The 13231-nt window shown below is 45.3% G+C and carries 14 protein-coding genes; 1 reads left to right on the top strand and 13 read right to left on the bottom strand.

Annotated elements, in window-relative coordinates:
* Positions 1 to 79 precede the first annotated feature (79 nt).
* From C161_RS14300 to C161_RS14290, 3 genes are all read right to left on the bottom strand, one after another.
* Complete coding sequence (locus tag C161_RS14300) at positions 80 to 1345, bottom strand: ABC transporter substrate-binding protein (RefSeq protein WP_036670825.1); 1266 nt, start codon at positions 1343 to 1345, stop codon at positions 80 to 82.
* An 85-nt stretch (positions 1346 to 1430) separates the two neighbouring features.
* Positions 1431 to 2315, bottom strand: coding sequence for an AraC family transcriptional regulator (locus tag C161_RS14295; RefSeq protein ID WP_017688600.1), 885 nt, complete (start codon positions 2313 to 2315; stop codon positions 1431 to 1433).
* 118 nt (positions 2316 to 2433) lie between these two features.
* Positions 2434 to 3432 (bottom strand): LacI family DNA-binding transcriptional regulator, encoded by a 999-nt coding sequence (locus C161_RS14290; RefSeq protein ID WP_321163448.1) that lies wholly within the window; start codon positions 3430 to 3432, stop codon positions 2434 to 2436.
* Positions 3433 to 3592: 160 nt separating this feature from the next.
* On the opposite strand from C161_RS14290, the gene C161_RS14285 reads away from it, so the two are divergent.
* On the top strand, positions 3593 to 4018 hold the full coding sequence (locus C161_RS14285) for a MaoC family dehydratase (RefSeq protein WP_036670824.1): 426 nt from the start codon (positions 3593 to 3595) through the stop codon (positions 4016 to 4018).
* A 68-nt stretch (positions 4019 to 4086) separates the two neighbouring features.
* Here C161_RS14285 and C161_RS14280 read toward each other — a convergent pair whose 3' ends face one another.
* The 10 genes from C161_RS14280 to C161_RS14235 form a co-directional block, all read right to left on the bottom strand.
* Positions 4087 to 5277: an aminotransferase-like domain-containing protein gene (locus C161_RS14280; RefSeq protein WP_036670823.1), complete on the bottom strand. Its 1191-nt coding sequence runs from the start codon at positions 5275 to 5277 to the stop codon at positions 4087 to 4089.
* Positions 5278 to 5455: 178 nt separating this feature from the next.
* On the bottom strand, positions 5456 to 6604 hold the full coding sequence (locus C161_RS14275) for an NAD(P)/FAD-dependent oxidoreductase (protein WP_036670822.1): 1149 nt from the start codon (positions 6602 to 6604) through the stop codon (positions 5456 to 5458).
* A gap of 6 nt (positions 6605 to 6610) precedes the next feature.
* Positions 6611 to 7330 carry a methyltransferase domain-containing protein gene (locus tag C161_RS14270; protein WP_036670821.1) on the bottom strand — a complete coding sequence of 240 codons (720 nt, stop codon included), beginning with the start codon at positions 7328 to 7330 and terminating at the stop codon, positions 6611 to 6613.
* Complete coding sequence (locus tag C161_RS14265; RefSeq protein ID WP_036670820.1) at positions 7317 to 8474, bottom strand: type III polyketide synthase; 1158 nt, start codon at positions 8472 to 8474, stop codon at positions 7317 to 7319. Before C161_RS14265 ends, C161_RS14270 begins: the two co-directional genes overlap by 14 nt.
* A gap of 231 nt (positions 8475 to 8705) precedes the next feature.
* A complete protein-coding gene (locus tag C161_RS14260) occupies positions 8706 to 9590 on the bottom strand; it encodes an alpha/beta hydrolase (RefSeq protein ID WP_036670819.1) in 885 nt (294 codons plus the stop codon).
* Between the two features lie 164 nt (positions 9591 to 9754).
* Positions 9755 to 10447, bottom strand: coding sequence for a hypothetical protein (locus tag C161_RS14255; RefSeq protein ID WP_036670818.1), 693 nt, complete (start codon positions 10445 to 10447; stop codon positions 9755 to 9757).
* A 105-nt stretch (positions 10448 to 10552) separates the two neighbouring features.
* Positions 10553 to 10906: an MmcQ/YjbR family DNA-binding protein gene (locus C161_RS14250; RefSeq protein WP_036670816.1), complete on the bottom strand. Its 354-nt coding sequence runs from the start codon at positions 10904 to 10906 to the stop codon at positions 10553 to 10555.
* A gap of 142 nt (positions 10907 to 11048) precedes the next feature.
* Complete coding sequence (locus C161_RS14245; RefSeq protein WP_036670815.1) at positions 11049 to 12455, bottom strand: DEAD/DEAH box helicase; 1407 nt, start codon at positions 12453 to 12455, stop codon at positions 11049 to 11051.
* A 117-nt stretch (positions 12456 to 12572) separates the two neighbouring features.
* A complete protein-coding gene (locus C161_RS14240; RefSeq protein ID WP_036670814.1) occupies positions 12573 to 12887 on the bottom strand; it encodes a DMT family transporter in 315 nt (104 codons plus the stop codon).
* Complete coding sequence (locus tag C161_RS14235; RefSeq protein ID WP_036608190.1) at positions 12887 to 13225, bottom strand: DMT family transporter; 339 nt, start codon at positions 13223 to 13225, stop codon at positions 12887 to 12889. Before C161_RS14235 ends, C161_RS14240 begins: the two co-directional genes overlap by 1 nt.
* Positions 13226 to 13231 lie beyond the last annotated feature (6 nt).

Below are 13231 nucleotides of genomic sequence, written 5' to 3'. Positions count from 1 at the left end.
CGTCAAGGGAAAGTGACGCAGCAGGGGGCGAAAAGGCGGTAAAAGATGCACTTCAGTGAGTTTTGAGACACGCCCTAAGCTAATCCACTTCCAGCTCCGGAAATCTCAAGGTGACATCACGTTTGATTCGCTTTACGACTTCTTCCTTGGTCTGTATGTCCTTATTGAGATATAACTGGAGTACAATCTTGTAGATATCATTGTTAATCGTGGCATCATATTTGGTGCGTTCATATACAGGTACTCGTTTTGCAGCCTCCGAGAAAAACTCGAAATGCTTTTGTCCTCCCAAATAAGATGATGAGAGAGACGGGGCAAGTTCATCATTCACAACCATGTTACTGGTGAAATAATCCTGTTCTTTCGCTAACTCGGATAGAAAATCGTGGTCAAAATTATAGAACTCAATAAACTTCCAGGCCAAATCCTTTTTCTCACTTTTACTGTACATCGCGATATAGGTTCCACCTGAACTAAAGGCTGACGGTCCCTGTGCCAAGCCCCACATGCCTTCGGTATCCGGCGCGTTGGCCTTGAACGTATATTGCAAACCCCAGGTTGCCCCGGGATAGAACATGACCTCTCCTTTTTGCATGGATGCAGCGTAACCGGCACTTCCATCTTCATACTCGGCAAGTACATTCCGCTCACGTGCTTCACGTACAAGATCGAGCACTTCCAAGTACGTTGGATCGATGACAAGTTTGCCGTCCTTCACCCAAGGTATGCCATCATATGAATTCGATATAGCATTCCAATTCGCCAATGCATGTACTTTATTCCCGCTAAGTTGCTGTACCTTCTCTCCAATCTCGAAGATCTTCTCCCATGTATCGATCTGTGAACCCACCTTCTCAGGATCATCGGTGCCCAGATATTTCTTCGCCAGATCCCGACGATAGTAGATGCCCCCTGGTGTTCCCTGATAACCTATCGCTCTGACATTTCCCTCACTGTCCTGTTCATTGGCCTGAACAAAAGCATATTGTTCCTGGATAAGTTCATTGGCGTTATACGGTGAAGCTGATAGATTCTCCAGATATGGAACGTCAATCAACTCTCGAATATTCGCATTTTCAATCATAAATACATCTGGAGCCTTCGAGGTTGTCTGTAGCGCAGATTTCAGCTTGGTGATATAGAAATTACCAGGGATGTTGACAAAGTTCACTTTGATGTCAGGATATTTCTGTTCGAATTTCTCGATGGCGTACCCTGCTTCATCCGTAAAACTCCACACGGTAATCTCCTGTTGCTTGGTTTGATTCGATGGACTGAACTGACAACCAGCTAACAACATCGCTGCACATACAAATACAATAGTTGGCTTAAACCACTTCTTCATAGGCCCCCTCCTTCAAAAAGGAAACGCTTACAATTTATTAGAGTATATTGATTTTGGAGAGGGCTTTCTCCACAAATATTGTGCATTACCCTCCATATTTTGTGATATTCGTACGATGTTTCTTACGAAATTCGGAGGGTGTACAGTCATTATATTTTTTGAAAAGACGATTATAGGAGTTAACATTGTTAAATCCATGTCCGATCGCAATCTCCAGAATCGTATCCTGACGGAACAATAAAGCCCACTCGGACTTGATAATTCGAAAATGATTCAAGTATTCCATCAGTGTTACTCCCTTGATCTCTTTGAACAGCTTGCAGACATGGAACTTGCTGAATTTAATATGTTCTGCCACCTGTTCCAGCTTAATGGGCTCAGCATAGTGCTCCTCCAGGTATTCACAGACCGATTCAAGGAATTCAAATTTTTTGGAGGAAGTACATGCCCATCCTGAAGATGAAGATTCGTCGGTGGTAACCGGTACTTTGGTACGTAATAAAAGTATGATGAGATCATACAACCTGGATACCATTAACCATCGGTATCCCGGCTTCTGATTTTTCTTCTCGGTAATGATGTCATCTATATATTGAGTCAGATTGCTCTGACTTCCCGTATTCGAGGGAATAACTGTTGTTTTGTTGAAAAGTTGTCCGAGATCCTGAATTTCGGCTTCGGTCGTGAAACTCCCGGTTAACAATTCGAGTCGGAACAAGATGATGGTCAAATGTTCGGTCCCCGGCAAAAAGCAGTGCACATCCCCTGGTTTGATCAGCAGCACATCCCCCTTTTCCAACTCACACACGTGGTCGTTCACGCCAATTCTGGCGCTCTTACCATTGACGAGAACCAGTTCAACCTCATCATGCCAGTGTGCAGCATAATTGAACTGATTTCCTGTATGAATTACCCGAATGGGAAAACCTTCTTGCATATGGCCTGTCTCCAAAAAAGTGGGTACGCCCATCGTATCAACCTCCATTTATTTCCAATGCAAAATACTCCTCATCTTTATATTATGCATTAATGGCTACTCTCCTTTCTTTTTAAGAATTTAAAATTCTATAGAATGCAAAAAAAACTCCTCAACTCAGGTTGAGGAGCCGAACAGAATCACGTTCCACGCATTGGATGTCCAGTGTATATAACGTCTCTACGATCTCTCCATTCAGCAGTTGGAAGAGAACATGACCTGCAAGCTGGCCTGCATCCCTCTTCGGCTGACGAAATGTGGTTAGAGGTGGATTCATGTACTGAGATGCAGGTATATTGTCAAAGCCAATTACGGATAACTGCTCAGGTATTGAGATATCATGCTCCCTGAAGGCTTCCAAGCCGCCGATCGCCATCTCATCATTTGCAAAAAATACAGCGGATGGCAGCTCTCCTTCAAGCAGTTTCTTGGCTGCATCGTACCCATCTTGCTTCATGTATTGTCCGCCAATTTTCCATTCGGGGTTCTCTTCGATGCCTGCCTCCTTCAAGGCTTTCAAATAACCTTGATAACGATGGAGATTACATTCCGATTGTGACGGGCCACTAATATAAGCTATAGTCCGATGCCCTTTATCTATCAGATAACGGGTAGCCAAGTAACCGCCTTGCGTATCACTCATCAAAACCTTTACAATATGTTGAGCATCCAGATCCCGATCCATGACAACAATCGGAAACCCTGCTTCAGATGCTTCAATCAGCAACTGATCTTGAATATTCTGAGCAATAACAATAGCTCCGTCAATTCTTCGTTCACGAATGTAACGATGGGCTGTCGACTTCTCTCCACCCAACGAACTACATACGATCATATCGTATCCATGACTCATGACGACGGTTTCTATTCCGTTCACCAAATCGGAAAAATACGGGCTGGACATGTCATGGACAATAATACCAATGGTTTGTGTACTATTTCGTTTTAATTCCGATGCAGGACCATGCCTAACGTAATTGAGTTGACTCGCTGCCTCAAGCACTCGAAGTCTTGTCGGCTCACTTACATTCCCTTTATCGTTGAGTACGCAAGATACGGTCGAACTGGCTACACCAGCCATCTTGGCTACATCTTTAATCGTTGTCATCATATATACTCCTCAAGACAGTTTCATCTGTTTAGTTCATTATGGCAGTAACACAGCAATACACACGGGATAGTTCACTAGCATTTTAACACGTCAGTCCAGTCATGTCTCTTAGCAAAACATCAACTACGAAAAAACATATTAAAGAAACCGAGGTGCCTTCATGAGATTTAGTGAATATGTAATAGGTCAGCGCTACGAAACCACATCCTTGGCATTATCCAAGAGTGATATTATTGAGTTTGCCACAATCTATGATCCACAGTACATGCATTTGGATGAGGAAAAGGCCATACAAGGCCGATTCGGCAGTTTAATTGCTTCTGGCATGCAAACGATGAATATCTCCTTTAAATTATGGATTGAGGTTGGGGTCTATGGAGAGCATGTCGTGGCGGGCACCGGAATGAATAACATTCAATTCCTGAAACCGGTCTTTCCGGATGATGAACTTCATGTCATTGCAGAAGTCATTGGACTGTCTCCCAGACGAAAAGGTAATGGGATTGTTACGGTGCTGCTGAGTACTTTCAATCAGAAGAATCAAAAGGTATTTCAGGCAGAATTAAGTGCTTTAATTGATAATTAAGGACGAGAAAAAGCCCAAAAAAGCCGCCAATTGGCGGCTTTTCGTAGATATATCACATTGAATCATTTTTAAGCGTTATACCCTTTCAATACCTGCCCTAAAATCTCTACGCCATTGACAATCTGTTCGTCTGACGGGGTTGAGAAATTAAGTCTGATGGCATTACAAGGGTCTTGCTCGTTCACCAGGAATGCATTTCCCGGTACAACCGCAACCCCTTGAGCTGCCGCTGTCTTGGCATAATCAAGCATTGGCACATGTGCTGGCAGATCACACCAGAGGAACAGTCCACCATCCGGTTGGGTATAGGTAATGGACTCACCCATATGCTCTTGCAGCTTGTCCATCATCAATGTTGCTTTTCTCCGATAGACCTCACGAATACTGTTAATGTGCCCCGCGTAATCATACTCTGTCATGAATTTATATGCCAGAATCTGTGGAAGCATGGCCGTATGTACGTCTTCTCCCTGTTTGGCAACAACCATCTTCTCCACGACTTCATGGGGCGCTTGTACAAAACCAACGCGCAGTCCCGCCGATAGAATTTTGGAGAATGATCCAACATAGATGACCAGACCCTCATCATCCATAGACTTGATGGTTGGCACATCATCTCCATTGAATCGAAGTTCTCCGTACGGGTTATCTTCCAAAATCATAACGCCATACTTCTTAGCCAGCTCGTATATGGCCTTACGTTTTGCAAGACTCGTTGTTACACCGGTAGGATTCTGGAAACTTGGGATCACGTAGATCAGTTTTACATTAGGCTCCGTTTGCAGCGCCTGTTCCAGCTTCTCAATATCCATACCGTCCATCTCCATCGGAACACCTGCAAGCTTTGCACCGGATGCCCGGAAGGAGTTCAGGGAACCGATAAAGCTCGGGCTCTCACAGATAATCGTGTCCCCTTCATTACAGAACACTTTACAGGCCAGTTCAATCCCCTGTTGTGCTCCAGATACGATGAACAATTGATCGGATGGTTTACCGGTATCAAAACCTGTCTTCAAATGTTGAGTCAATGCTTCCCTGAGGGGAACATATCCTTCCGTAATCCCATATTGCAGAGCTGTGACCGGGTCATGCTCCAGAATGGATTGAGTGAATGTACGAATCGCCTCAATAGGAAAGGTTTCCGGAGCAGGATTTCCCGCAGAGAATGGAATCACATTTTGCCCCGAAGAAGCCTTCAGAATCTCACGAATAATGGATGGTTGCAGTGCTGCGATACGATTGGAAAATGAATAGTTCATCTTAAATAGTGCCTCCCGACATTTCATCTGAATTAACTCTCTATCATTACATTAGATTCTATTATACGAGCATTTCCCGAATTTCCAAACTGTCTCCACAAAATTAATGCTTGTACGCCAAAAAAGAGGCCGCCGTCAGCAACCTCTTTGCATAAGTATTGATCAAACTTTCAGCCTGTTAGCGCGCTGCGTTCATCTCGGATAGCCGTGTGGCCTTCACAACATAAGCGGCTAGACCAGGGATCATCCGGGCCAGACCAGGATAGAATTTATTGGTCTTGGCAAAAGCCAGCTTTTGAATTCTTCTTGCGCGTCTGAGCAATTGGGTGAATTCACGACTTGCTTCCAGCGTGTAATTACTCTGCCAATCGGCATGTTCAATGTCGCCTTGCAGGTACTTATCAGTCCATCTTGCACACAGGAGTGAGGAGCGAAGGGCAATGGACATTCCGTCTCCACATAAGGGTGGTATCATCAGCATGGCATCCCCAATATGCGGATATTGAGACCACGGCTCAGGAACGTTGGACAGATGCAGCGGCGCAATTGACACTTGCGTTCCATCTACAGGTTTGCCTTCGGCTAAACGGGCTGCCAAGCTCACGTTTGTCAGGGATGCCGCCTGTAAAATATCGTTTACAGACTTGCCACTTCCCTGGACGGTATCCAGTGTCAACAATGCGGCGACATTCACAATACCATCCTCAATCGGAGAAATGCCCACGTAACCACCCTCGCAAAAATATAACTCTACCCGTGCGGGAATCTCTATCCCGCTGAAGTGGGACTTAACGCCAACGTATACGGTTTGGTCCCGCAGATCAGGTGCGGAAGCCATCCCGCGCGGCTTTTTGGTCCCATGTGCCCCGATAACGGCTTTGGCTCTGTAACTGATCCGCTCATCTCCCTGTTTCACCTGAACCTCATAACTGGCATCCTCAAGCTGCTCGATGCTCGTTATGGTCGCTTTGGTCACAATCTGGGCTCCGGCCTCCAGAGCCTTCTGATGCAAAATCTGGTCCAGCTCATATCGACTTATGCCATATGCGAATCCCGGCAGCGGTGCTTCGATCACTCCGCCTTGTGGCATAACGATTTTGGCATGATCCATCGTGCTAGGTTTCTTCGACTGGTCCAGAAGGTGAATGTCCAGAACTTCTAACATCTCCTTGGTTTCGGGTGACATGAACTCACCGCAGGTTTTGTGCCGCGGGAACTCCTGGCGATCCAGCAGAAGGGTCCTATGTCCTTTCCCTGCCAGTTGCATTGCACATGTACTGCCGGCAATTCCGGCTCCGATGACAATCACATCTATCGATTTCGACACGTAAGATCACCTGCCTTTCGTGGGAATTACAACAGAATAACGGAATAATGGCTTCCATTCATAGGTCATCGTATCATGATTGAGACGTTGTTTAAGTTCCTTCCAATCCCTTCCTGTAAAACCTTTGGCTACGGAAAGAGGCCCATCATGACGAATATAACGATTGCGCGATATCATACGTGTAGTAATCCAGACCGCCTTATAGGATACGGGGTGGCGGTGAATATCATTAATAACGACACCGTATCTGGATGCTCTCAGCATATGAGAAACCATATCAACCAGCTGATCTCCGTCAAAATGATGCACAAACTGGGAACCTGTCACAATATCTGCTGAAGCATTCGGCAGTTGTGTAAGATCGGCACGTTGTACCCGAACTCGGGGTTCGTCACGGAATAGTTGTCTCGCTTCCTCACACGCTTCTTCCGTCAGATCAACCAGGGTAATTTCCAGCTGAACACCCTGACGATCCGCCCATTGCAGTAGTTTCTGGTTCACATCCCCTGAACCTGCCCCCACATCCAGCAGAGTCAGCTTATTCGGCTTACCGACTGAATTCCATAACTTCTCTACACCAGCCAGAGTTGGGCCAGGTGCTGCAAATATTTTGTTAAGACGTCTCAGATGTCTAAGCGCTTCACGCAGCTCCTCCCCTCCCAGAGAGAAGTCATCCATCAGTTCATCTTCCTTGGCGCGAATGGACAATGTTCTAAAAAAGGACATGATCATGCTCCTCCATCACTGAAGATAATGAGGGGACATAAGTGAATTTCATCAACTCTGCGGTGAGTCCCGGTCCAAATGCCATGGCTACACCATCCGTAGAGGATTGACCCTGTGCCTTCATGTCCTCACGCATCGCGTTCAGTACAAACAGAATGGTATTGGAAGATAAGTTACCATACGTTCTGAGGACATCCCTGCTATACTTCGTTTGCTCGTCTCGCAGCTTCATTACATTCTGCACAGAGTCCACAATCCCACGTCCTCCCGGATGAATGGCCCATAGTTCAGGAAGCTGTTCACTTTGCAATAAGAGACGCAGTTCCTCTTCCAGATGAACACCTAACAGCTTCGGAATGCGTGGGGATAAATACAGGTCATACCCCAGATTCCCCACCTCCCAGGTCATATCTTCAGTCGAATCCGGAAGAAGCACAGAATAACCCGTTCCCAGACTCAAAACATTCTTGTGCTGAGATTCTGGTGTGCCCACTACACAAGAAGAAGCAGCGTCTCCGAAGAATGAAGCTGCAAACAGCGCTTCCCGATCTTGTACGGGCTGAAAATGAATGGTGCACAACTCTACACAGACCACAAGGACCTGTGATCCGGGAGCTCCCTGCACCACATCTCGTGCCATCTGAATGGCTTTCAGCCCTGCGGCACAACCCTGAAAGATTAGCGGCAGTCGATTAACTCGGGCAGACAAACCCAAATGACGGATGAGCATAACATCAAGACCCGGCAGATATTGACCTGTGCAGCTGACCGTGATGATATGTGTGATGCTCTTTGGAGATACGCCTGAATCCTCCAGGGCTTTCTCTGCAGCCTCACCCCCGAGCGGAAGCGCCTCTCGCTTGTATGTATTCATTCGTTCTTCGGTTGTCGGGATGTCTGATCGCTCACCAGAGGGCAGATAACGGCATTCTTCCAGTGAACCCAGATAGCTCGGTTCCACGGTATATCGTGTTTCAACACCACAGGACTTGAATATTCGTCTGGAAAAACGGGCCAAATCTGGCCGATCCTGAAGAGAAGAAGCGATTAGTTCTGCAATATCTGTCTGTGCTACAGGGTGAGCAGGTAGAGCCGTTCCCATGCCAAGAATCGCGATATCGGATGGACTGTTATATTGGTTCATAATAAACCTCCTGTATTGGTCATTATTTCCTCTAATTTAACAACTCTTACCCTTAACGATATCGTTATAATCTCAATAAGGCTCCTAATCTAGTTTATTAACACATTCGCAAGCTCAGAAGCTTGGTTTCAACAAGCGATTGAAGCAATTACACCAATGAACGAAAAAAAGCCGCCATTAGGCGACTTCAAGGTAACTATATTCCTTCTAAGTGTCATTTTTTTATACACGTTATTTGGAAAATGCTTCTCTGATCTTGTCACTCATCAGGTACCAGGCATCCTCAGCCATCTGGAGATCCCCAGAATGCGTAAATCCATGAGCGGCTCCCTCGTACTCCTTAAGTGTCACCTTCACACCGCTTGCTTCCAGCCTTGCTGCATATGTTCTTGCTTCTTGGGCCAGTGAATCTTTCTCCGCGGTAATAATCAATGCTTCCGGAAGTCCCTCTACTGATGTTGCGAGCACAGGTGAAGCCAACGGGTCTTGCGCATCTTCTGGCGTATCAAGGTACATGGCATTGAACGTTCTGGCGATATCGGCTGGAATGGCTTCTGCAAAACTCGGTTTCTCGGCCGGATCTGTAGCCACATCCAACACGGCATAATCCATAATTTGCAGAACAATTGGCATCTCGCTACCTCGTTGCTGATTCAGTAAACACACTGCTGCAGCAAGATTACCACCAGCGCTATGTCCCCCAATAGCGAATAGAGACGGGTTAACCGAGAAGGATTGCGGGTTGGCGTGGACCCACTGTACAACGTCGTAACATTCATGGACCGCCGTTGGGAACTTGTGCTCTGGTGCAAGACTGTAATCGATATTAACGACCACACAATCAGATCGATCAGCAATCAAGCGACACCATGGATCATCCATCTCTGCTTGTCCCAAGATGAAACCACCCCCATGCATATTAAAGAAGACCGGCAGAGGCGCGGAATGCTCCCTATCCGGTGTATACACAAGTACACGTGTATCCCCTTTAGTTGTAGGAATCATGACTTCTTTTACTGTGACCGCATACGTGGAACTGGGTTGAAGAGCTGCACCTGTACCGACGACATTTTGACGCATACGTTGTACCATTGCCAATTGTTGTTGTTGATCCATAGATATCACTCCTTTAGTGGATTGCCAATACGCCTTCTTCCGTTGTCACTTTAAGTATAGATGACACTCGTCTATTCCGTCATGTGCAATTCATTTGATATGTATTGATCAACATGCTGAAACATCGACCAAAATTACCCTCCCCTGCTCTTAATGCTTCAATGTTAACATTCAGTGCCAGGAGATTGATTTGGATCCGTGCTTGTTTCCTTTTTTTTGTGGAACATCATCCAGACCCCCATCAAACAAAATAAAACGCTGCACCCCATGCCAAACAAGCTACTGGTTTTTAAAGCAAGAGGTGAGCCTTGCATGGTAAGTAATGTCGCTTGGGTCACCACGATGGATACCATCGCATCGGTGAAGTTAATCATTTTCAATGTAGATATGATCGGGTTATGGAGATGGCGGTTAGCCCAGGTACCATACACGGCAAAAACCATCTTGGTAAAAGCGACTGTTGCTACGATATACACGATGTTACCCTCATATATGAAGGCATCGCCGATTAGATACATTCGCAGGCAGACCATTGAATAGGACACGCCCAGTAAACACAGGAACAGACCTCCGCGTTTATATACCGTAAGCTCTAATCTATATCTTTCTTCGGGAGAGTCCATTCTCTTGGTAACTGTATATTTATGGAGCACTTGTCCTTTTGCCACACACAGAATCAGATAATATACTGCATTTGTAATGAACCATCCCGAAAGCAGATATATGCCCAGGATTAACTTGCCTATCCCTGTTACCGCATTGATAACAAGGGAAGCCACATTAAACAAGGCCGTTCGATCTTGTTTATTTCCAAGGTAATGGAACCAAATGGACTTCAAATATGTCTTCATTTTCATAGGATATTCATTCTGTTAGAGAAGCAGACCATTAGCCTTTTCACCTACCTCTTAAATGTCAATAACATGATGAATGAGGTGTAGAGAAAGTGGTATACGTTCTCCTCATTCGGCCAAAGATTCCCGAACGCTTTTTGGAAGGGATTTGACAACCATATCATACGAGTGATCGATCATGACACAGACATCTTCATCGGACAATGAACCATCCAGCGTTATGGTATTCCAGTGTTTTTTGTTCATATGATATCCCGGTTGAACTGCTTCATGCTGCTCTCTCAGGTTCTCTGCAATAATGGGATCACATTTTAAGTTTAAACGACAGTTCTTTTCTTTGTTTTCAAAAATAAGCGCGAACATCTTACCCGCAACTTTAATCGCGACTGGATCAGGTCCAAATGGATAATCCTTGGTCGCACCTTTCTTCTTCAAACTGTATTCAATCATCGTATCCTTCAAGTCAGTACCTCCCTTTCACCAGTGGACGATATAATGATACCGAATGTAAGTTCGTATGTAAATAAGCTCGTTGCACATAAAAGCACATAATAAAACCTCCTCCAAATGAATGGAGAAGGTTTTATCTGGATTTATTTAGATCTTAATTGGCTCTATCATTCCTAGTTTTGCTGCTGCGGCTGAATGAGCCATGGTTAGATTTACTGCTACTGCTGTTTGATCTACTGCTATTGGGTCTACCGTCGTTTGAACGACTACTGTTTGATTTACCACTCTTGGCAAACCATTCGGATTTGGGCTTGCGTGCCGGGTTAGCTTTGGACTTCGCCGGTTTGCCTGCAGCCGATTTGTTGAACGAAGGTTTACTGCCTGATGCTTTGCTGGTTTTTTCAAACACAGGTACACCTGTCATTGGATACGGATGACCTTTCACTTCAGGAATCGTCTTTTTGATTACTTTCTCGATATCCTTCAGGAATGGAAGTTCATCCTTCTCGCAGAACGATATGGCCATCCCGCTTTTGCCAGCTCGCCCTGTACGTCCAATACGGTGAACATACGTTTCCGGAATGTTAGGCAGGTTGAAGTTAATGACATGTGAAAGTTCCTCTACGTCAATTCCTCTTGCCGCGATGTCCGTCGCAACTAATACACGTGTTGCACCACTCTTGAAGTTGTTCAGTGCCCGTTGTCTCTCGTTCTGAGACTTGTTGCCATGAATAGCCTGTGCCGTAACATTCGCTTTGGCCAAATCACGTGTAACCCGGTCAGCGCCGCGCTTCGTGCGTGTGAACACCAATGCCGTGACGATGGATTTATCCTCCAAAATTTGGTTCAACATATGTTGCTTCTTGCCGTTCTCCAACAAATAAATAGACTGCTCAATGCGGTCTACCGTTGAAGAAACCGGTGTGATTTCTACTTTGACTGGATCAACCAGCAGGGTTTTAACCATTTTGGTGATTTCAGGAGGCATCGTAGCTGAGAAGAACAGCGTCTGCTTTTTGTTAGGCATTTTGGCAATGATTCTTTTCACATCATGAATGAAGCCCATGTCCAACATCCGGTCTGCTTCATCCAGAACGAGAATCTCAACCATCTTCAGATCAATACGTTTCTGGTTAATCAGATCGTTCAATCTGCCAGGCGTTGCGATAATAATATCTGCACCTTGATTCAACGCACGCTCTTGTACTTTTTGCGAAACGCCGCCAACGATTGCCGTACAACGAATGTCCGTATACCGGCTATATACCTTGATGTTATCCGCGATCTGAATAGCCAGTTCTCGTGTTGGTGTCAAAATTAATGAGCGAATATGTCGTGCGGACTTCGATCCTTGCCCTTTGGATCTTTCGCTTAATAATTGAATGATCGGCACTGAAAATGCTGCCGTCTTGCCTGTTCCTGTCTGTGCACATCCCAGCAGATCTCTGCCAGCTAATACAGCTGGTATGGCCTGTTCCTGTATAGGGGTAGGATTAGTATAGTTTGCTTTGCTTAACCCTTCCATAATAGAGGGGATAATATTTAAGTCCTTAAATGTCATGTTGTCTCCTTCATTTACGCACATCTATCAATATGACGCATCTTTTATTTCACACGTAACGTATAAGGATACCATTAAAAACGTAATTTGTACATTATCTTTTTAAAATCACTTTGTTTAACTCACCAATTTAAGACCAACTGCCGATCCGAGCACCATAGCGATAAACAGAATTCGAAGGGCATTTCGAGGTTCTCCATAAAACACCATGCCCAGAATGGCACCACCGGAGGCCCCGATTCCCGTCCAAACGGCATATGCTGTCCCCATCGGAAGAGTTTCCATTGCAATGGACAGGAACAGGAAGCTTAAACCAAACCCGCCTACCAATAGAACCAGTGAAATGAGATTACGGTCTTTGTGCAACTTGTTTATCATCAGCACTCCGATCATCTCAAATATACCTGCCAAGATAAGAAATACCCAGTTCATTATAGCTGCACCTCCTTATTCTTCTCTTTGCTCAGCATTTTAAGACCAATCACGCCAAGTAAAAGTACACCAATGAGTACCATTTTTCCGGTTTGAACAGTCGCATTAAACAGAACAATCTCTGCAAGTACCGTGCCAGCGGTACCCAGGCCAACAAATACGGCATATACGGTTCCCACAGGCAGTGTACGCGAAGCTGCAATCATCAAGGAGAAACTAATGATAATTGCAACCAACGTAAACCCCCATTCCAGCAGACCACTGGCATGTTTCAATCCAATGACCCAACCTACTTCAAACAACGCAGCAATCACAACCGACATCCACGTTTTATTCATTCTTGT

It is taken from the genome of Paenibacillus sp. FSL R5-192 (genome assembly GCF_000517845.1).
Taxonomy (GTDB): Bacteria; Bacillota; Bacilli; order Paenibacillales; family Paenibacillaceae; genus Paenibacillus; species Paenibacillus amylolyticus.
This window is presented reverse-complemented; position numbering and strand designations above follow the sequence as displayed.

What these genes read in the sequence shown, in the direction of transcription:
- C161_RS14235 (WP_036608190.1), bottom strand. Translation starts at nt 13,225, where the DNA reads ATGAATAAAACGTGGATGTCGGTTGTGATTGCTGCGTTGTTTGAAGTA.
- C161_RS14280 (WP_036670823.1), bottom strand. Translation starts at nt 5,277, where the DNA reads ATGAACTATTCATTTTCCAATCGTATCGCAGCACTGCAACCATCCATT.
- C161_RS14270 (WP_036670821.1), bottom strand. Translation starts at nt 7,330, where the DNA reads ATGTCCTTTTTTAGAACATTGTCCATTCGCGCCAAGGAAGATGAACTG.
- C161_RS14265 (WP_036670820.1), bottom strand. Translation starts at nt 8,474, where the DNA reads ATGAACCAATATAACAGTCCATCCGATATCGCGATTCTTGGCATGGGA.
- C161_RS14295 (WP_017688600.1), bottom strand. Translation starts at nt 2,315, where the DNA reads ATGGGCGTACCCACTTTTTTGGAGACAGGCCATATGCAAGAAGGTTTT.
- C161_RS14245 (WP_036670815.1), bottom strand. Translation starts at nt 12,455, where the DNA reads ATGACATTTAAGGACTTAAATATTATCCCCTCTATTATGGAAGGGTTA.
- C161_RS14300 (WP_036670825.1), bottom strand. Translation starts at nt 1,345, where the DNA reads ATGAAGAAGTGGTTTAAGCCAACTATTGTATTTGTATGTGCAGCGATG.
- C161_RS14255 (WP_036670818.1), bottom strand. Translation starts at nt 10,447, where the DNA reads ATGAAAATGAAGACATATTTGAAGTCCATTTGGTTCCATTACCTTGGA.
- C161_RS14260 (WP_036670819.1), bottom strand. Translation starts at nt 9,590, where the DNA reads ATGGATCAACAACAACAATTGGCAATGGTACAACGTATGCGTCAAAAT.
- C161_RS14240 (WP_036670814.1), bottom strand. Translation starts at nt 12,887, where the DNA reads ATGAACTGGGTATTTCTTATCTTGGCAGGTATATTTGAGATGATCGGA.
- C161_RS14285 (WP_036670824.1), top strand. Translation starts at nt 3,593, where the DNA reads ATGAGATTTAGTGAATATGTAATAGGTCAGCGCTACGAAACCACATCC.
- C161_RS14290 (WP_321163448.1), bottom strand. Translation starts at nt 3,432, where the DNA reads ATGATGACAACGATTAAAGATGTAGCCAAGATGGCTGGTGTAGCCAGT.